This is a genomic window from Pseudomonas sp. A (genome assembly GCF_056270345.1).
On record NZ_CM149873.1, the window covers coordinates 387,563 to 405,997 of the forward strand.

General features: G+C 63.5%; 17 protein-coding genes. 8 read left to right on the forward strand and 9 right to left on the reverse strand.

The genetic code is table 11. The features are described 5' to 3' along the window. The 4 genes from aceF (at position 1) to AC0MAZ_RS01800 (ending at position 6,099) form a co-directional block, all read left to right on the forward strand. A complete protein-coding gene (gene aceF / locus AC0MAZ_RS01785) occupies positions 1-1,638 on the forward strand; it encodes a dihydrolipoyllysine-residue acetyltransferase (protein WP_475859966.1) in 1,638 nt (545 codons plus the stop codon). Between the two features lie 313 nt (positions 1,639-1,951). After that, positions 1,952-4,645: a putative bifunctional diguanylate cyclase/phosphodiesterase gene (locus AC0MAZ_RS01790; RefSeq protein WP_475859968.1), complete on the forward strand. Its 2,694-nt coding sequence runs from the start codon at positions 1,952-1,954 to the stop codon at positions 4,643-4,645. A gap of 167 nt (positions 4,646-4,812) precedes the next feature. Next, positions 4,813-5,481 (forward strand): peptide-methionine (S)-S-oxide reductase MsrA, encoded by a 669-nt coding sequence (gene msrA / locus AC0MAZ_RS01795; protein ID WP_203649778.1) that lies wholly within the window; start codon positions 4,813-4,815, stop codon positions 5,479-5,481. Between the two features lie 3 nt (positions 5,482-5,484). Continuing rightward, positions 5,485-6,099 carry a glutathione S-transferase N-terminal domain-containing protein gene (locus AC0MAZ_RS01800; RefSeq protein WP_262950011.1) on the forward strand — a complete coding sequence of 205 codons (615 nt, stop codon included), beginning with the start codon at positions 5,485-5,487 and terminating at the stop codon, positions 6,097-6,099. Between the two features lie 147 nt (positions 6,100-6,246). Here AC0MAZ_RS01800 and creD read toward each other — a convergent pair whose 3' ends face one another. The 4 genes from creD to rloA2 form a co-directional block, all read right to left on the reverse strand. Then, the gene (gene creD / locus AC0MAZ_RS01805; protein WP_475859970.1) at positions 6,247-7,575 is read right to left on the reverse strand and encodes a cell envelope integrity protein CreD; all 1,329 of its coding nucleotides are present in this window, start codon (positions 7,573-7,575) and stop codon (positions 6,247-6,249) included. A 212-nt stretch (positions 7,576-7,787) separates the two neighbouring features. Next, entirely contained in the window at positions 7,788-9,221 is a 1,434-nt protein-coding gene (creC, locus tag AC0MAZ_RS01810) for a two-component system sensor histidine kinase CreC (RefSeq protein WP_475859971.1), read from the reverse strand. Next, complete coding sequence (creB, locus tag AC0MAZ_RS01815) at positions 9,221-9,901, reverse strand: two-component system response regulator CreB (RefSeq protein WP_475859973.1); 681 nt, start codon at positions 9,899-9,901, stop codon at positions 9,221-9,223. Before creB ends, creC begins: the two co-directional genes overlap by 1 nt. 178 nt (positions 9,902-10,079) lie before the next feature. Then, the gene (gene rloA2 / locus AC0MAZ_RS01820; RefSeq protein ID WP_203649768.1) at positions 10,080-10,580 is read right to left on the reverse strand and encodes a retropepsin-like aspartic peptidase RloA2; all 501 of its coding nucleotides are present in this window, start codon (positions 10,578-10,580) and stop codon (positions 10,080-10,082) included. Positions 10,581-10,763: 183 nt separating this feature from the next. On the opposite strand from rloA2, the gene AC0MAZ_RS01825 reads away from it, so the two are divergent. After that, on the forward strand, positions 10,764-11,651 hold the full coding sequence (locus AC0MAZ_RS01825) for an acyltransferase (RefSeq protein ID WP_186712626.1): 888 nt from the start codon (positions 10,764-10,766) through the stop codon (positions 11,649-11,651). Between the two features lie 164 nt (positions 11,652-11,815). Here the strand turns inward: AC0MAZ_RS01825 and AC0MAZ_RS01830 are convergent, their stop codons facing one another. Together AC0MAZ_RS01830 and AC0MAZ_RS01835 are read right to left on the reverse strand one after the other, a co-directional pair. Further along, complete coding sequence (locus tag AC0MAZ_RS01830) at positions 11,816-12,388, reverse strand: DUF2780 domain-containing protein (protein ID WP_203649766.1); 573 nt, start codon at positions 12,386-12,388, stop codon at positions 11,816-11,818. Between the two features lie 174 nt (positions 12,389-12,562). After that, on the reverse strand, positions 12,563-12,841 hold the full coding sequence (locus AC0MAZ_RS01835) for a hypothetical protein (protein ID WP_062572570.1): 279 nt from the start codon (positions 12,839-12,841) through the stop codon (positions 12,563-12,565). Between the two features lie 401 nt (positions 12,842-13,242). Between AC0MAZ_RS01835 and AC0MAZ_RS01840 the strand changes: the two genes are divergently transcribed. Then, a complete protein-coding gene (locus AC0MAZ_RS01840) occupies positions 13,243-14,058 on the forward strand; it encodes an RHS repeat-associated core domain-containing protein (protein WP_475859976.1) in 816 nt (271 codons plus the stop codon). A gap of 51 nt (positions 14,059-14,109) precedes the next feature. Here AC0MAZ_RS01840 and fdhA read toward each other — a convergent pair whose 3' ends face one another. Then, positions 14,110-15,309, reverse strand: coding sequence for a formaldehyde dehydrogenase, glutathione-independent (gene fdhA, locus AC0MAZ_RS01845; RefSeq protein ID WP_234560648.1), 1,200 nt, complete (start codon positions 15,307-15,309; stop codon positions 14,110-14,112). A 198-nt stretch (positions 15,310-15,507) separates the two neighbouring features. Between fdhA and AC0MAZ_RS01850 the strand changes: the two genes are divergently transcribed. Continuing rightward, complete coding sequence (locus AC0MAZ_RS01850) at positions 15,508-15,867, forward strand: transposase (RefSeq protein ID WP_475858264.1); 360 nt, start codon at positions 15,508-15,510, stop codon at positions 15,865-15,867. Between the two features lie 8 nt (positions 15,868-15,875). Continuing rightward, positions 15,876-16,709 (forward strand): IS3 family transposase, encoded by an 834-nt coding sequence (locus AC0MAZ_RS01855; protein WP_232857812.1) that lies wholly within the window; start codon positions 15,876-15,878, stop codon positions 16,707-16,709. Between the two features lie 123 nt (positions 16,710-16,832). On the opposite strand, the gene purU is transcribed toward AC0MAZ_RS01855, so the two are convergent. After that, entirely contained in the window at positions 16,833-17,690 is an 858-nt protein-coding gene (gene purU, locus AC0MAZ_RS01860; RefSeq protein ID WP_475859978.1) for a formyltetrahydrofolate deformylase, read from the reverse strand. Between the two features lie 12 nt (positions 17,691-17,702). Next, entirely contained in the window at positions 17,703-18,335 is a 633-nt protein-coding gene (locus AC0MAZ_RS01865) for a sarcosine oxidase subunit gamma (RefSeq protein ID WP_186731738.1), read from the reverse strand. Positions 18,336-18,435 lie beyond the last annotated feature (100 nt).

The window sequence follows — 18,435 nt, forward strand, 5'->3', positions numbered from 1 at the left end:
GTGAGCGAACTCATTCGCGTACCTGACATCGGCAGCGGTGAAGGTGAAATCATCGAGCTGTTCGTCAAGGTCGGTGACCGTATCGAGGCTGACCAGAGCCTGCTGACCCTGGAGTCCGACAAGGCCTCCATGGAGATCCCCGCGCCGAAGGCCGGTGTGGTCAAGGAACTGAAGGTCAAGCTGGGCGATCGCCTGAAAGAAGGCGACGAGCTGCTGGTCCTGGAAGTCGAGGGCGCCGCTGCGGCGCCTGAGGCTCCGGCCGCCGCCGCTCCGACACCAGCTGCTGCCGCTCCAGCGCCGGCCGCTGAAGCCGCACCTGCGCCTGCCGCAGCCCCGGCTGCCGCCAGCGTGCAGGACATCCACGTGCCGGACATCGGCTCGTCGGGCAAGGCCAAGATCATCGAAGTGCTGGTCAAGGTCGGCGACACCGTCGAAGCCGACCAGTCGCTGATCACCCTGGAGTCCGACAAGGCCTCCATGGAAATCCCGTCGCCTAGCGCCGGCGTGATCGAAGCCGTGCTGTGCAAGCTGGAAGACGAAGTCGGCACCGGCGATCTGATCTTCAAGATCAAGGCCGCAGGCGCCGCCCCTGCAGCAGCGCCGGCTCCGGCCGCTGCTGCTCCGGCTGCCGCTGCTGCCCCAGCCGCTGCACCTGCCGCCGCTCCAGCTGCTGCACCTGCTCCAGCGCCGGTCGCCACCGCACCGGCCGCCGGCAGCAACGCCAAGGTTCATGCAGGCCCGGCCGTTCGTCAGCTGGCCCGTGAATTCGGCGTCGACCTGGGCGCTGTTGCCGCCACCGGTCCGCACGGCCGCATCCTCAAGGAAGACGTGCAGGTCTACGTCAAGGCGATGATGCAGAAGGCCAAGGAAGCGCCGGCAGCCGCCGGTGCGACCGGCGGCGCCGGCATCCCGCCGATCCCTGCCGTGGACTTCAGCAAGTTCGGTGAAGTGGAAGAAGTGGCCCTGACCCGCCTGATGCAGGTCGGTGCCGCCAACCTGCACCGCAGCTGGCTGAACGTGCCGCACGTGACCCAGTTCGACTCCGCCGACATCACCGAGCTGGAAGCCTTCCGCGTCGCGCAGAAGGCCGTGGCCGAGAAAGCGGGCGTCAAGCTGACCGTGCTGCCACTGCTGCTCAAGGCCTGCGCCTTCCTGCTCAAGGAACTGCCGGACTTCAACAGCTCGCTGGCGCCAAGCGGCAAGGCGATCATCCGCAAGAAGTACGTGCACATCGGCTTCGCCGTGGACACCCCGGACGGTCTGCTGGTCCCGGTGATCAAGAACGTCGACCAGAAGAGCCTGCTGCAACTGGCTGCCGAAGCTGCCGCGCTGGCCGAGAAAGCCCGCACCAAGAAGCTTTCGGCCGACGAGATGCAGGGCGCCTGCTTCACCATCTCCAGCCTCGGCCACATTGGCGGCACCGGCTTCACGCCGATCGTCAACGCGCCTGAGGTGGCGATCCTCGGTGTGTCCAAGGCGACCATGCAGCCGGTCTGGGACGGCAAGGCCTTCCAGCCGAAGCTGATGCTGCCACTGTCGCTGTCCTACGATCACCGTGTGATCAACGGCGCCGCCGCCGCGCGCTTCACCAAGCGCCTGGGCGACGTGCTGGGCGATATCCGCACCATGCTGCTGTAACGCAGCACGCTGCCCCTCCCTAGAGGGGCAGCCCCGTTTTCGAGCTGCCACGCTCGTACCTCAACCCCGCCAATTGGCGGGGCTTTTTTTTGCCTGGGATTGCTGGGAGGGCTTTGCCTCCTTTTCGCGGCGCAAGGCCGCTCCTACAGGGGGATGCGATCGTCTGCCGCCCGCCGGTCCTACAGATTCTGCAAGAGCAGCCGACAACCTGTTCACAGCATCCCCCATGGCCGCTTGCCAGCCCAAGGGACATGATGCAACCTTGCCCGATGCGCCGTGCTCCAGGCCGCGCCCCAGTTCAAGCGAGTCTTCGATGAAAAGCCAACCCGATGCCGCCAGCCGTGTGGCGGCCGAGGTCGTGACGCAGCTTCCCGTGCCCTCGCGGCTCGGCATGCTGCGTTTCGAGCGGCTGAACGAAGCCAGCTGGGCCATGCTCTACCTCGACCCGGCCTGCGACCGCCAGTTCGGCCTGCCCGCCGCCGAGCTCTGCGCCCTGATCGGCTCGCCCTACGCCAGCCTCATGGAGCCGGAAGCACGCTACAAGCTGCACGACGAGATCCAGCTGCAGCTGGCCCAGCGCGGCTACTACCGGGTGCGCTACACCCTGCACGCCTGCCCGGCGCCACTGCGCCTGCTGGAGGTCGGGGAAAGCTACAAGCAGCACAACCGTCAATTGCTGCGCGGCTACCTGACGGTGTTCGACGACCACCGCCAGGACACCCCGGACCTCGACGCCAACGACCTGGAGTCGCGCAACAACCGCCTGCAACTGGCCCTGCAACTGAACCAGCGCGCCCAGCAGGAGCAGCTCGAGCACCTGGACAGGGTGCGCGCCCAGCAGGACCTGATCCTGCGCCTGGCGCGCCAGCGCTACAGCATCGGCAACTCGCTGCTCGAAGCCGCCGAGCTGATCACCCGCAGCGCCTGCGAGATCTACAAGGTCGACTGCGCCAGCATCTGGTACCTGAACGACCAGCGCCTGGAGCCGATCAGCGCCTGGTACAGCCGCGACCAACAGCACCGCATGCCCGAGGCGATCGACGCCAGCCGCTTCCCGGACTACCTGGAAGCCCTGCACGCCAGCCGCGCCATCGACGCCCACAACGCCAGCCACGACCCGCGCACCCGCGAGATGGCCGAATCGCTGTACAGCACCGACGACAACGCCATGCTCGATGCCAGTATCCGCATCGACGGCCAGGTGGTCGGCGTGCTGTGCCTGGAGCAGACCGGCCAGCCACGGGCCTGGCAGTCGGACGAGATCGCCTTCGCCGGCGAGCTGGCCGACCAGTTCGCCCAGGTCATCAACAACCACAACCGGCGCACCGCCGCCAGCGCCCTGCACCTGTTCCAGCGCGCCGTGGAACAGAGCGCCAGCGCCTTCCTGCTGGTCAATCGCGACGGTGTGGTGGAATACGTCAACCCCAGCTTCACCGCGATCACCCAGTACAGCACCGAAGAGGTCCAGGGTCATCACCTGGCCGAACTGCCGGCGCTGGAAAACCTGAGCGAGCTGCTGTTCGACTCGCCGTCGAGCCTGGCCATGGGCAACAGCTGGCAGGGCGAGTTCAAGAGCCGGCGCAAGAACCTCGAACCGTACTGGGGTCAGCTGTCGATCTCCAAGGTGTACGGCGACAACCGCGAGCTGACCCACTACATCGGCATCTACGAGGATGTCACCCAGACCAAGCTGGCCCAGCAGCGCATCGAGCGCCTGGCCTACACCGACAACCTGACCAACCTGGGCAACCGCCCGGCGTTCATCCGCAACCTCGACGAGCGCTTCGCCCGCGACAGCGCCAGCCCCATCTGCCTGCTGCTGGTGGACATCGACAACTTCAAGCGGATCAACGACAGCCTCGGCCACCAGACCGGCGACAAGCTTTTGATCAGCCTGGCCCGGCGCCTGCGCAACAGCCTGGCCAACGGCGGCAGCCTGGCGCGCTTCGCCAGCAACGAGTTCGCCGTGCTGCTCGACGACACCAGCCTGGAAGATGGCCAGGGCGTCGCCCACCAGCTGCTGCGCACCCTCGACAAACCAATGTTCGTCGACAACCAGCTGATCAACGTCACCGCCTCCGTGGGCCTGGCCTGCGCGCCGCTGCACGGCAGCGACCCGGCCACGCTGATGAAGAACGCGGGCCTGGCCCTGCACAAGGCCAAGGCCAACGGCAAGCACCAGGTCCAGGTGTTCACCGAAGTGCTCAACGCCGAGGCCAGCTACAAGCTGTTCGTCGAGAACAACCTGCGCCGCGCCCTGACCCAGAACGAACTGGAAGTGTTCTACCAGCCCAAGCTGTGCCTGCGCAGCGGCCGCCTGCTTGGCCTTGAGGCGCTGCTGCGCTGGAACCACCCCGAGCGCGGCATGATCCGCCCCGACCAGTTCATCAGCGTGGCCGAGGAAACCGGCCTGATCATCCCCATCGGCAAGTGGGTGGTGCGCCAGTCCTGCCGCATGAGCCAGCAGCTGCGCGAAGCCGGCTTCGGCAACCTGCACGTGGCCATCAACCTGTCGCCCAAGCAGTTCTCCGACCCCGAGCTGGTCAGCTCGATCGGCAGCATCCTCAAGGAGGAAGCCCTGCCGCCGCACCTGCTGGAGCTGGAACTGACCGAAGGCCTGCTGCTGGAAGCCACCGAGGACACCCACCGCCAACTCGACGAGCTCAAGGCCCTGGGCCTGACCCTGGCCATGGACGACTTTGGCACCGGCTACTCGTCGCTGAGCTACCTGAAGAAGTTCCCGATCGACATCATCAAGATCGACCGCAGCTTCATCAACGAGATCCCCGACAACCAGGACGACATGGAGATCACCTCGGCGGTGGTGGCCATGGCCCACAACCTCAAGCTCAAGGTGGTCGCCGAAGGGATCGAGACCCCCGAGCAGCTGGCGTTCCTGCGCCGGCACCGCTGTGACGTCGGCCAGGGCTACCTGTTCGACCGGCCGATTCCGGGGCGCGAGCTGAACGAGAAACTGCGCCGCTATCCCCGTGGTCCGGTGGACTGACAGCGGCGTAAAGCTCGGGCACTATAGAAACCATTCGGGCCTCTTCGCGGGTAAACCCGCTCCCACAGGGGCAGCACAGACCTCAAAGGCCGTGATGTACCTGTGGGAGCGGGTTTACCCGCGAAGAGGCCAGCACCCATCCCACTGAAACACACAGAGGAACGGCCATGACCCTGCGTTCGGAAATCCTGGTGAACAAAAACGTCCTGCCCACCGCGGAACAGGCCCTGCCTGGCCGCGAAACCCCGATGACCCTGCCCGAGTTCCACTACGTGTTCGAAGGCACCCCGCTGCTCGGCCCGTTCTTCGAAGGCGACATCGATTTCGCCATCTTCGGCCTGGGCTGCTTCTGGGGCGCCGAGCGCCGGTTCTGGCAGCGCGAAGGCGTGGTCAGCACCGTGGTCGGCTACGCCGGCGGTTTCACCCCCAACCCCACCTACGAGGAAGTCTGCTCGGGCCTGACCGGCCACACCGAGGTGGTGCTGGTGGTGTTCGACAAGAACCGGGTCAGCTACCGCGAGCTGCTGACGATGTTCTGGGAGCTGCACAACCCGACCCAGGGCATGCGCCAGGGCAATGATGTCGGCACCCAGTACCGCTCGGCGATCTACTGCACCTCGCCGCAGCAACTGGATGAAGCCAACGCGAGCAAGGCCGCCTTCCAGGCCGAGCTGGGCAAGGCCGGCTTCGGCGAGATCACCACCGAGATCGCCCAGGCGCCGACCGTGTACTTCGCCGAGGCCTACCACCAGCAGTACCTGGCCAAGAACCCGGAAGGCTACTGCGGTATCGGCGGCACCGGCGTGTGCCTGCCACCCAGCCTGCAGGGCAACTGAGCCATGATCCTGTTCCATTCGCCGCTGTCGCCGTTCGTGCGCAAGGTGATGATCGTGTTGCACGAGACCGGCCAGCTGGACCGGGTCACCGTGCAGGGCGTGAACATCAGCCCGGTGAACGGCGACGCGCAGCTCAACCAGGGCAATCCGATCGGCAAGATCCCGGCCCTGCGCCTGGACGACGGCAGCGTGCTGCACGACAGCCGGGTGATCTGTGAGTACCTCGACAGCCAGCACGTCGGCCTGCCGCTGATCCCCCGCGAAGGCTCGGCACGCTGGCGGCGCCTGACCCTGGCCTCCCAGGCCGATGCGATCATGGACGCGGCGGTGGCTACCCGCTACGAAACCTTCCTGCGCCCGGCGGACAAGCAGTGGGACGGTTGGGTGCAGGCGCAGGGCGAGAAGATCCGCCGCAGCCTGGCCAATCTTGAACAGGAGCACCTGGCGGAGCTGGCCTCGGGGTTCGACCTGGCGGCGATTGGCGTGGCTTGTGCGTTGGGGTATCTGGACCTGCGCCAGCCGGCGTTTGGCTGGCGTGAGCAGCAGCCTGGGTTGGCGGCATGGTATGCCGAGGTCAGCCAGCGGGCGTCGATGCTAGCCACTGCGCCGCAAGGCTGAAGGGCCTCTTCGCGGGTAAACCCGCTCCCACAGGTACAGTACAGATCCTGTGGGAGCGGGTTTACCCGCGAAGGCCTCACCTCGGTGTTACAGGAAACAGCATTCCAATCTTAAGGGCCAACCACCGCCCGACCTCTCTATCCTCCCTCATCCCAACCTCCCCACCCGCGACCAGTCCAGCCGCCGGGTCAGCACCATGAACACGCCCAGCAGGCCAAAGCACAGCAGCGAGCCCATCAGCAGCGCATAGTCCTCGGCGCTGAGCAGCCCATAGAGCATCGCGTACAACGCCGCCAGCCCCGCCGCAAAGCCAACCCCACGCCCCAGGCTGCGCAGCACATGAACCAGGTAGAAGCCGATCAGCAACACACAGCCCGACGCCGACAGCCCATAGGCCAGGCCAAACCCCAGGTGCTCGGACAGCGACAGCAACAGCAGGTAGAAGAACGCCAGGGCCACGCCCACCAGGATGTACTGAACCGGGTGCACGCTGAGGTTCTTGAGCACCTCGAACAGGAAGAATCCGGCAAAGGTCAGGGCGATGAACAGCAAGGCATACTTGATCGCCCGTTCGCTCTTGAGGTACTGGTCCACCGGGTCGACGAAGCTGACGCCAAATGAACGCTCGTTGAAATCGCCGCACTTGCCGACGGTCGCGCAAAGGCGCATGGACTCTTCCAGGTTGGTGGCGAAGAACGAGGTCTGCCAGTGGGCGCTGAAGCCCTTTTCATCGATGGCGCGGCGGCTCGGCAGGTAGCTGCCGACGAAGCTCGGGTGCGGCCAGTTGGCGCGCATGTCCACCGTGCTGCTGCGGCCGACCGGCAGCACCGCCAGTTGGCCGGTGCCCAGCAGGGCCAGGTCGAAGGCGTAGTCGAACTCGCGGGCCTTCTGGTCGCTCAACTGCGGCAGGGCCACATGCACGCCACCGGGCAGCCAGTCGACACCACTGCCGGCCTCGAACGGCAGGCGCTGGTCATCCAGGGTCAGCTCCAGGCTGTTCTCGATGCCGCGAATGTCGCTGATGCCGACCATCAGGAACGGCTTGTCGAAGCGGTAGTCGTCGTAGTCCTTCTCGATCCCCCAGCGCTCAGGCAGCTTGAAGCGACCGCTGACCTGACCCTTGGCATGGAACAGGCGCGCCTGGTAGATGCCGCGGGCGCGCAGCTCGGTATCGACGCCCACATCCATCGCGAAGGTTTCCGGCAGGAAGTAAAGATTGCCGTGCATCGTGGTGGTCTCCTGGACGCTCGTGCCGTCCTTGTCGATCCAGCGCCGCTCGTACTTGCGATAGGGCACCACCAGCACCGGGCCGCTGACCAGCTGGTCGAAGCTGGAGCTCGCGGCGATCTCGCCGAGCACGTTGTTGCGCAGTTGCTGACGTTCGTCGATCAGGCCGCCGATCATCAGCAGGGGAATCAGCAGCAACAGGATCAGCACGGCGATCAGGCCGAGCTTGAAACCTAGGGACTTGTTCATGGGGTTGGGCTCCGTTTGCGATGGGGGCAGTGTCTGCCCGCCGCGTGGAGCCCTTGGGGAGGGAATGTGGAGATTGTGTGGAGATTGGCGCCAGCAGCCCCACGAACACAGCACAGCATTCCCCTGTGGGAGCGGGTTTACCCGCGAATGCAATGGTGGATTCACTGCCCTCTTCGCGGGTGAACCCGCTCCCACAGGCAACATCCATCGACTCAGCCAAGTCGCCGCATCGGCAGCCAGAGTCGCACCCGCACCCCACCCTCGACGTTGTCCACCGCCAAAGCTCCGCCGTGCAGCTGCATCACCTCGGCCACGAAGTTCAGCCCCAGCCCGGTGCTCTTGCGCCCGGTCCCAGGCCTTGGCAGCGAATAGAACCGCTCGCTGACCCGCCCCAGAGCGTACTCGGGGATTGCCTGCCCCTGATTGAACAGGCTCAGGGCCACCCGCTCGCCGTCACGCTCCAGTTCGAAGGCCAGCGCGCCTCGCTCGGGGGTGAAGTCCAGCGCGTTGTCCAGCAGGTTGGCCAACGCCTGGCGCATCAGGAACGGATCGCACAGCAGCCAGACGCCCGCCGGAATGCGCTGGCGCACCTGCAGGCCGGCGCTGTCGATCCGTGCGCCATGGGCCAGCAGCAGCTCGTCGATCAGCGCCGCCACCGCCACCTGCTGTTCATCTTCCAGTGCCTGCATCTGTTCGACCCGCGCCAGGTTGAGCAGTCGCTCGATCATCTGCTGCAGGCGCTCGCTCTCGCGCTCGATATTGCCGGCAAAGCGCGCCCGCTGCTCCTGCGGCATGTCGCCCTGCAGCAGCTCCGAGGCGCCGCGGATCGCCGCCAGCGGGCTCTTGAGCTCATGGGTGAGCGTGTGCACGTAGCGCTCGACATAGGCCTTGCCCTCCAGCTGGGTGCGCATGCGCTCCACCGCCGTGGCCAGTTGCAGCAATTCGCCGCCCTTGTAGTGCGGCAACGCGGCGCGCTCGCCCTCGCTGACCGCCTGGGCGTAATGGGTAAGCCTACGCAGCGAGCGGGTCAGCCACCACGACAGCGCCGCGCCCACCAACAGCCCCAGCACGATCAGCCCCAGGCCGAGGAACAGCAGCCGCCGCTCGGAGCGGTCGATGTACGGCTGCAACGAGCTGTTGGGCTTGGCTACGGTAACCACGCCGATGATTCGGCCGCCGTCGAGGATCGGCGCCGCCACATGCATCACCGAAGTGCTTTCGTCGTCCGGGTCGCTGCGGGTCGAGCGGGCGCCGTACTGGCCACGCAGGGTCAGGTAGACATCGTTCCAACGCGAGTAGTCCTTGCCCAGGTCCTGGCCGCTGGAGTCGAGCAGGACGATGCCCTTGGCGTCGGTCACGTAGATACGGTGGCTGACCTGGTTCTTCGCCAGCCCCCAGATCTGCGCGCTCGGACGCCGCTCGCCATACGAAGCAAGCACCTGCGACAGGCGGCTCTGGGTCAGGGTGCCGTTCTTCACATCGTCGTGAAGGATCTCGGCCAACAGGTTGGCGGTGTCCACCAGGGTTTCTTCCGAGGATTGCCGCACCACCGGGCGGATCTGCTCGCGCACCGTGTTGAGCAGGAAGTAGCCCGCCAGGCCGACGAACAGGAAGTACACCAGGAAGATCCGGATCCCCAAGCGCATCAGGCGTGTTCCGGGCTGTAGCTGTAGCCCAGGCCGCGGTGGGTCTGGATCGCCTCGGCGTCGGGCGCGACCTGGCGCAGCTTGGCGCGCAGGCTCTTGATATGACTGTCGATGGTGCGTTCGTAGCCGACGTCTGAGGCCACGCCAAGGCCGTCGAGCAGCTGTTCACGGCTGAATACCCGGCGAGGTTGCGCAAGCAGGCTCTGCAGCAGGCGGAACTCGTGGCGGGTCAGCGTCAGCGCCTGGCCCCGGTAGCTGATGCGCATGGCCAGGGTGTCGAGCTGGAACGGCGCGGTTTCGCTGGCCACCTCCACCCTGGGCGCCATGCGTTTGAGGATCGCCCGCACCCGCGCGGCCACCTCACGGGGGCTGAAGGGCTTGACCACATAGTCGTCGGCGCCGATCTCCAGGCCCAGCACCCGGTCGATCTCGGCGTCGCGGGCGCTGAGGAACATCACCGGCACCTCGCTGAAGCGGCGCAGCTGGCGGCAGGTCTCGAAGCCGCTGATGTCGGGCAGGCCGATATCGAGGATCACCAGGTCGGCCGGGCGCAGGCGCTGCTGCTCGACGGCGGCGCTGCCGAGGGTCACCCACTCGGTGCTGTGGCCGTCGGCCTGCAGGGCGTAGACCAGTGTGTCGGCGATGGCGGATTCGTCTTCGACGATGAGGATGTGAGGCATGGCGTCCGGCCTTGCTGGGGCAAAGGCTGGACTTTGAGGCAAACCGCGATGGTCACGCAATCCTTGTTGCCTTTACGGGCCCTTTCGCGGCACAAGGCCGCTCCTACAGGGAAACGCGAATACCTGTAGGAGCGGCCTTGCGCCGCGAAAGGGGCGCAAAGCGCCCCCAAATGCGAAATCAGCAGTCCGGTTTGCCCGCCGTGAACTTCTTCGCCGGGTTCACCGCCGCCTTGAACTCGCGCAGGGCCTTGGCGCCCACCAGCAGCGGGTAGTTGAAACTGCTGCGGTCGACCAGGTTGACCTCCACGGTGCGCTTCACGTCGCCCAGGCACAGTTCCAGGTCGACCACCGGGCGGCGCGACAGCTCGGGGGCATCGCCTTCTTCTTCCTCGTCGGCGCGGTTCTTGATCTTGCTGATGCGCGCCAGCTTGTGTTCGTAGACCTTGCCATTGGCATTCTTGGTGGCCAGGCGGAAACGCACCCAGTCCTCACCGTCGCGGGTGAACAGCTCGATATCCTTGGCCGATAGCGACGCGGTGTAGGCGCCGGTGTCCATCTTGGCCTTGAGGGTTTCACCGATCTCCGGCAGGGCGATGTTCTCGTAGCGACCGTACAGGGTGGGCTCGGCGGCCATCACCGGCAGCGCCAGAAGGGACAGCAGGGCAAGCAGGGGTTTCACGGGGCAGGCTTCCTTGAGAGGGGTCAGTGCTTAGACTGCGCAGGCAGGATAGGTTCGCTGGCAAAGGTTAAACAACACAATGTGAAACATTTGTCCCAGTTAATGGACGTACGACGTTTGGCGTAGGCCACTGCCCTGCTTATCATTAGCCACCGTTTACCTCACACCAACAAGAGTCTCCTTATGCGTCGCCTGCTGACCGGCACCCTCACCCTTACCCTGCTGCTGCTCAACACCCTGGTGATGATCGGCCCGTTGCTGGTCTTCGCCCTGCTCAAGCTGGTACTGCCCGGCCGTGGCCGCGACTACGCGTCGGCCGCGGTGATGTGGATCGCCGAGACCTGGTCGGAAGTCGACAAGGCCATCTTCGCCCTGTGCATCCCCACCCAGTGGGACATCCGCGGCGTCGATACCCTGCGCCAGGACACCTCGTACCTGTGCGTGAGCAACCACCAGACCTGGGTCGATATCCCGGCGCTGATCGAGAGCCTCAACCGCCGCGTGCCGTTCTTCAAGTTCTTCCTCAAGAAGGAGCTGATCTGGGTGCCGCTGCTGGGCCTGGCCTGGTGGGGCCTGGATTACCCGTTCATGAAGCGCTACAGCAAGGCCTTCCTCGACAAGCACCCCGAACTCAAGGGCAAGGACCTGGAAATCACCAAGGCCGCCTGCGAGCTGTTCAAGCGCCAGCCGGTGACGGTGGTCAACTACCTCGAAGGCACCCGCTTCACCGAGGCCAAGCGCCAACAGCAACAGTCGCCCTACCGCCATCTGCTCAAACCCAAGGCCGGCGGCGTGGCCTTCGTGCTGGCGGCGCTGGGCGAGCAGCTGGATGCGCTGCTCGATGTGACCATCGTCTACCCGGGCGACAAGGCGCCGGGTTTCTGGGACCTGCTCAACGGCAGCATCAGCCGGGTGATCATCGACATCCGCGTGCGCGAGCTGGATCCGGCGCTGAGCGAAGGCGACTACGAGAACGACCCGGCCTTCCGCCAGACGGTGCAGGCCTGGGTAAACCAGCTGTGGCTGGAGAAGGACCAGCGGATCGAGCAACTGCGCGCCGAAATGCGTTGAAGCCCGCGCCTGCAGCATTTCGCGGTCCCTTGTAGGAGCGGCCTTGTGCAGCGAAAGGGCCGCACAGCGGCCCCTGCACTCTTGGCCTAAACGCTGGGAACCTGGGGCCGCTACGCAGCCCTTTCGCGGCACAAGGCCGCTCCTACCCTGCCCGCGTCTGGCGCTCAGACCGATGGCTGGCTCAACGGCGCAGGGCTATTCCACAGGCTCCCCAGGTTCTGCAGCAACGACCCGGCAATCCCCTGCTGCCCCAGATACTGCAGGATCAACGGCGCGAACTGCCCGATCATCCCGGTATCCATGCCCAGCGCCTTGAAGGCGGTGTCCAGGTCGTTGCGGTTCTGCACCTCACCGCCCAACGCATTGCCCAACGCCGAGCTGTTCTTGTCATTGCCGAGCAACTGCCCCAGCCCGCTCAACCCACCCAGCGCATTGGTGCCCGATAGCAGGTCCAGCCCCGGCACGGCCTTGGTCAGTTGCCCATAGTCGTCGCCGCTGAGGTTGTTGCGCGCCAGCCCTAACATCGCCCCGGCGCCACCAATGGCCTGTTCGGGGGTGATCTTCAATTCGCTGCCCAAGGTGTTAAGCAAGTTGGCCTGGCCAGCCGGGGCCTGCACCTGGCCCTGTTGATTCTGGTTCTGCATGGCCGAGACGGCATTGGCCGCGTCGCTGAGATTGAAGGCGAACACCGGGCTTGCGGCCAGGGTCATCAGGGTTGCCAGGGTGAATGCTTTCATCGGGAGGGACCTCGTCGGCCGGAATGGCCGGGAAACGAGGGGTTGGACTGGAGTGCCAGGGGTTTGTTCCGGGCCGGCCATCGGTGTTCATTGCAAGGGCCATATCGCGGGCCAAGCCCGCTCCCACGCAGCGCGGGGTCATTCGTGGGAGCGGGCCTGCCCCGCGATGGACATTTACTGGCCGGCTCTGTTTTCCACCGCACTGGCCAGCGCATCCGCCTGCCCCCAGGCGATCTGCATGGCCCTTAGCCCAAGCTTGAGCAATTGCCGCGTCTCCTCGTCCTCGATGCGGTCCAGCGCCCGGTGGCTGTCGCTGAAGGCGAACATCAGGTAGTGGGAGACGTTGGCCAGCACGTATTCCATGGGCACGACACCGTCGTGGATGGCGCGGGCGAGGGATTTGTCGGGGGGTAAGGCGAATTGGTGGGGTGGGTCGGGGACGATCTTTTTCATGGCAGTCACCTGAATGCAGTGATGCTGCACCATTCGTTTCCACACAAAAGGGTGGCAGCTGTACACGGGGTGGAAACCCGGATGCATTCAGGAAAACCCGGTAGGCACAAAGCCTCCCGCGCACAGCCGCCATGACGACACGTTCCAGAATGCATATCCGGGTTTCCACACCCGATCGCTGAACCGACAGCGACCAGAAGAGCCTAGTGGGCAAGGCTTCCCCGAACAATCAGACACATATCGACTGAACACGAAGGATATTTCTCGTGATTTCATGAGGTAAGCAGGAAATGACCTACAAATACGTAGGAACACTCCGGAGACCTAGCATTTCTACCAGTTGCGGATTGTTAATCCATACCCCAGAGTCGGGTAGAAACAGGCTTAACAATGGTGATCCCATGTCACAGGCGCGCACACTCCATATAACCAATGCACTATTGGCCATAGATACTTTGGGTTCTATTTTAAACCACCACACCCCATCAAAGACGAATGCCATTGCCTACACGCAATACGGGTATAATCCTTTCGATATTACCCCAGCCCCAGCACTAGGGTTCAACAGCCAACTTCGCTACCACGCCGACATGTACCTACTTGGATCTGAATACCATCGCCCATTCAGCTCAACTTTAATGCGATTTCAATCACCCGACAATTTAAGCCCATTCAATGAAGGCGGACTAAATAGCTACTGCTACTGCTTAAACGACCCCATTAACAGGCTAGATATTAATGGTCACTTCTCCTTAACAAAACCACGCACCTGGTTCAGAAGCAAGAGCGAACGAATCCAACAACGTGCCAAGGCACTAACCGAGACGACAGATATACTTTATAGTAGATCAGATCTTATTCATGAGGCACAACGCACACAAGAACAGTATGGCACCATCGGAGGCGTACCAGCCGAGGTCATTAGCAACAGCAAACAAATACTTAAAACCCAAATAGGACGAGCAGAAAGAAAGATGAGAGGTTTAAAGTCCGATGGCGTCACAGAATTCGCCGAAGCCACAGCAGCCATCAAAAACGCCAAACAGGTATTGAAGGGTATTGGAAACGACGCACGAGCCTTTGACTCCCACATGTCCAACCTTGCCTACCGAGATGCCAACACTGCGCGCGGCCCAAAAACATTCCAAGACCAATATGACGACAAAAATTTCAATAACCCATCAGACACCATGTCAGACAGTCGAAACTCTAATTAAGAAAGACGTCGCGCCCCATGCGCGACGTTTCTCTAACCCGCTTGCTATAGCCTATGCCGCACTAAACGTCCCATGCGGATCAATCACAAACTTCTTCGGCACCCCCGCATCAAACTCGCCATACCCCTCCGGCGCCTGATCCAGGCTGATCACCTGCACCCCCACCACCTCTGCGATATTGATGCGATCCCACATGATCGCCTGCATCAGCTGGCGGTTGTACTTCATGGTCGGGGTCTGCCCGGTGTGGAAGCTGTGGGACTTGGCCCAGCCCAGGCCGAAGCGGATGCTCAGGGCACCGATCTTGGCGGCGGCATCCACCGCGCCCGGATCTTCGGTCACGTACAGGCCCGGAATGCCGATCTTGCCGGCCACGCGGGTCACCTGCATCAGCGAGTTGAGCACGGTGGCCGGGGCTTCGTGCTTGGCGCCTTCATGACCATGACCACGGGCCTCGAAGCCGACGGCATCGACGGCGCAGTCCACTTCCGGCTCACCGAGGATATCGATGATCTGTTCGTGCAGCGGAGTGTCCTTGGACAGGTCGACCACTTCGAAACCTTGCGACTTGGCGTGAGCCAGCCGGGCCGGGTTGAGGTCGCCGACGATCACGCAAGCGGCGCCCAGCAGGCGGGCGGAAGCGGCGGCGGCCAGGCCGACCGGGCCGGCACCCGCCACGTACACGGTGCTGCCCGGGCCAACACCCGCGGTGACGGCGCCGTGGTAACCGGTGGGGAGGATGTCGGACAGGCAGGTCAGGTCGCGGATCTTCTCCATGGCCTTGTCGCGGTCCGGCAGTTTCAGCAGGTTGAAGTCGGCGTAGGGCACCAGCACGTATTCGGCCTGGCCGCCGGTCCAGTCGCCCATGTCGACGTAACCGTAAGCGCCACCGGCGCGGGCCGGGTTGACGGTGAGGCAGACGCCGGTGTGCATCTCTTTGCACGAGCGACAGCGGCCGCAGGCGACGTTGAAGGGTACCGACACCAGATCGCCGATTTTCAGGCGTTCGACGTCACGGCCCATTTCGACGATTTCACCGGTGATTTCATGGCCCAGGACCAGGCCGACCTGGGCGGTGGTGCGGCCACGGACCATGTGCTGGTCGGAGCCGCAGATGTTGGTGGAGACCACCTTGAGGATGACGCCGTGCTCGATCTTCTTGCCGCGCGGGTCCTGCATCTTGGGGTAGTCGATCTTCTGCACCTCGACCTTGCCCGCGCCGAGATACACCACTCCACGGTTACCAGACATGCTTCTTACCTCGCTTGATTTGTATTTATGCAGCGGTGGTGGAAAGCGCCGCCTTTCCGTGGGCGGCCTGTGTTACTGGAATGCAGGGGATTGTGGGCTGGATGGGAGGTGGGGCGGTGACTGGATGCGACAGGCAGATGCCTGTTCACGGCAGGTAAAAATATGCTGGCCCATTCGCGGGTAAACTGAACTGGCCTAATGATTTTGGACACCTTCATCGGGCGCTATGATGGCGCCCAATTGGAGGCAAAATCAGTGCGTAAATCTTATTCAAGAGAATACAAAGTCCAAGCTGCCGAAATGGTGCTGGACGGTGGGCAGTCAGTTCCTGAGGTCTGTGCCGCCCTTGGGCTGGGCCCTACCGCGCTTCGCCGCTGGGTTGACCAGGTGCGTGAAGAGAGAACCGGTAAGGTTCCGGCTGGAGCCAAAGCGATTACACCCGAGCAGCAACGAATTGAAGAACTCGAAGCGCTGGTTCGGCAAAAGGATCGGGATATCGAAATCCTAAAAAAGGCCAGTGCTCTCCTGCTTCGGGACTCCAAAGATCGTTCTCGCTGATCAACGAGCTGAGTGAGCAATACCCTGTTGTCGACTGCTGCCGCGTGCTTGGGGTTAAGCGCAGCAGTTTCTATGCGTGGCGCAAACGACAAGGACGTGAAAACCCGGCAAGAGATGCGCTACGCCTGCTGGTAATCAAGCACTTCAACGCATCGCGAAGTGCTTCTGGCTCGCGAACCCTGGCGCAGGAATTGCGGCACGAAGGCCATGAAATAGGACGATACAAGGTGCGTGCGCTAATGCGTGAAGCTGGCCTGAAGTGCAAACAGCGCAGGCCGCACCGCTATCGGTCATCAGGGGCAGAAGCGTTGATCGCCGAGAATCAGCTGAAGCGCAATTTCAAGGTTTCGGCGATCAATGAGGTTTGGTGTGGCGATGTGACCTATATCCAGGTTGGCAGGCGCTGGCTGTACCTAGCCGCCGTGATTGACCTCTATGCCCGTCGCGTAGTGGGTTGGGCATTCTCGATGATTGCAGATGCCAACTTAGCTTGTAACGCCCTGCGCATGGCCGCTGAATCGCGGGGTAGGCCGGCGGGCGTAATGTTTCATTCAGACCAGGGCTGTCAGTACACCAGCCATAAATTCAGAGCCGCGCTCGATGAGTACAACTTGAACCAGAGCATGAGCCATCGAGGCCAATGCTGGGATAACGCTGCCATGGAGCGATTCTTCGGAGCATTGAAATCAGAATGGGTGCCGGCAGAGGGTTACGAGACCGAAGCGCAGGCACGAGTGGATATCCAGGCTTATCTGATGCGCTACAACCTCAAGCGCCTCCACAGCTACAACGGCTATGAAACGCCAGTAGCCATGGAGGAAAAGCTCAAGGCAGCGGCATGAACCTTAACCGGTGTCCAAAATTACTTGACCAGATCAAACCCGCTCCCACAGGGCCCCACAGTGCTTGATGCAGTGGAGATCCCTGTGGGAGCGGGTTTACCCGCGAAAGGGCCAGTGCAGGCGCTAGAGAACTACTGTGCGATTGGCGTTTAGGAAAACCCGCCGTTCGATGTGATAACCAACAGCCCGCGCCAGGGTCAGGCACTCGATATCGCGCCCCTTGGCGATCAGGTCCTCGGGATAGTGGGCATGGTCCACCACCTCGACGCCCTGGGCGATGATCGGCCCTTCGTCCAGGTCGTTGTTGATGTAGTGGGCCGTGGCGCCAACCATCTTCACGCCCTTGTTGTAGGCCTGGTGATACGGCTTGGCGCCTTTGAACCCCGGCAGCAGCGAGTGATGGATGTTGATCGCCCAGCCATCCAGCCGCCGGCACAGCTCCGGCGACAGCACCTGCATGTAGCGGGCAAGAATGACCAGCTCGGCGCCGCTCTCCTCGATCACCTGCAGCACCTTGCGCTCCTGCGCCGGCTTGTCGTTCGGGTCGAGGGCGAAGTGGTAATAGGGGATCTTGTGCCAGTGCGCCAAGGGTTCGAGGTCGGGGTGGTTCGACACTACAGCGACCACATCCATCGTCAGCTGGCCGATGCGCTGGCGATACAGCAGGTCGTTAAGACAATGGTCGGCCTTGGACACCATGATCACCACCTTGGGGCGGTGATTCGGCGCGGTCAGCTCGAAGGCCATGCCGAACGCCTCGCTGCGCTCGGCCAGCCCCGCACGGAAGGCATCCTCGTCGAAACCGTCCGGGACGCGGAACTCCACGCGAATGAAGAACCGCCCCGACAGCCGGTCATCGAAGGAATGGTGCTCGGTGACGTAGCAGCGCTGCTCGTAGAGATGACGCGTCACCACATCGACCGTGCCGAGCATGCTCGGGCAGTCGGCAGTGAGAATCCAGGTGTCCGGTGCCCGACTCATGGGTAATGCTCCTTACGCTTCGATAGCCAGGCCGTACTCGGCCGACGCGTCCTGCAGCCACAGCCACCAGTAGTCTGAGAAGCTGCGGCGGATCACCAGCTCCCAGGTGTCCTCGGCAGTGCGACGGATCACCAGCTGCGACTTGGCGAACACGGTACCGACAGCCTTGCCGACCGGGAAGTTGTTCGGGTGTACATCATAGCTGGTGGATTTCATCAGCACGTCGCGCACGTTGGGGCCGCGCAGCTCGAGCAGGGTCTGCCCGCCGCTGACGTTGACCACCTGGATATGCTGGCCGTCGAGGGCGTCGCGCAGTTTCTGCTCGACGGCGAACTCCTGGCCGCCGGGGACGATCAGCAGCCACTCGTCCGGGCCCACCCATTGCAGCGACATCTCGTTGTTGGCGACCACGGTCAGGGCCACCGGCAGCTCCAGGCCCAGGGCCTTGTGCACGCCGCCGGCGAAGGCCTGGTCATGGCCGTTGCCACGGATAGTCAGGTGGCCGAGGAGTTTCTTTTCGCGCAGGGTCACGCCTGCGTTCTTGCGGCCCTTGCCGACCAGGCTGGCCAGGTCGGCGTGGTGCAGCGGCGACTGGGCCTTGGCATCGGAGCCCGGGTTTTGCTGGAAGACGTTGATAGCGCTCATTTCTTACCTGCCTTGAATTCTGTGGGTCAGAGCGACACCGAACCTGTGGGAGCGGGTTTACCCGCGAATGCGGCGGTACAGCCAACATCGCATTCGCGGG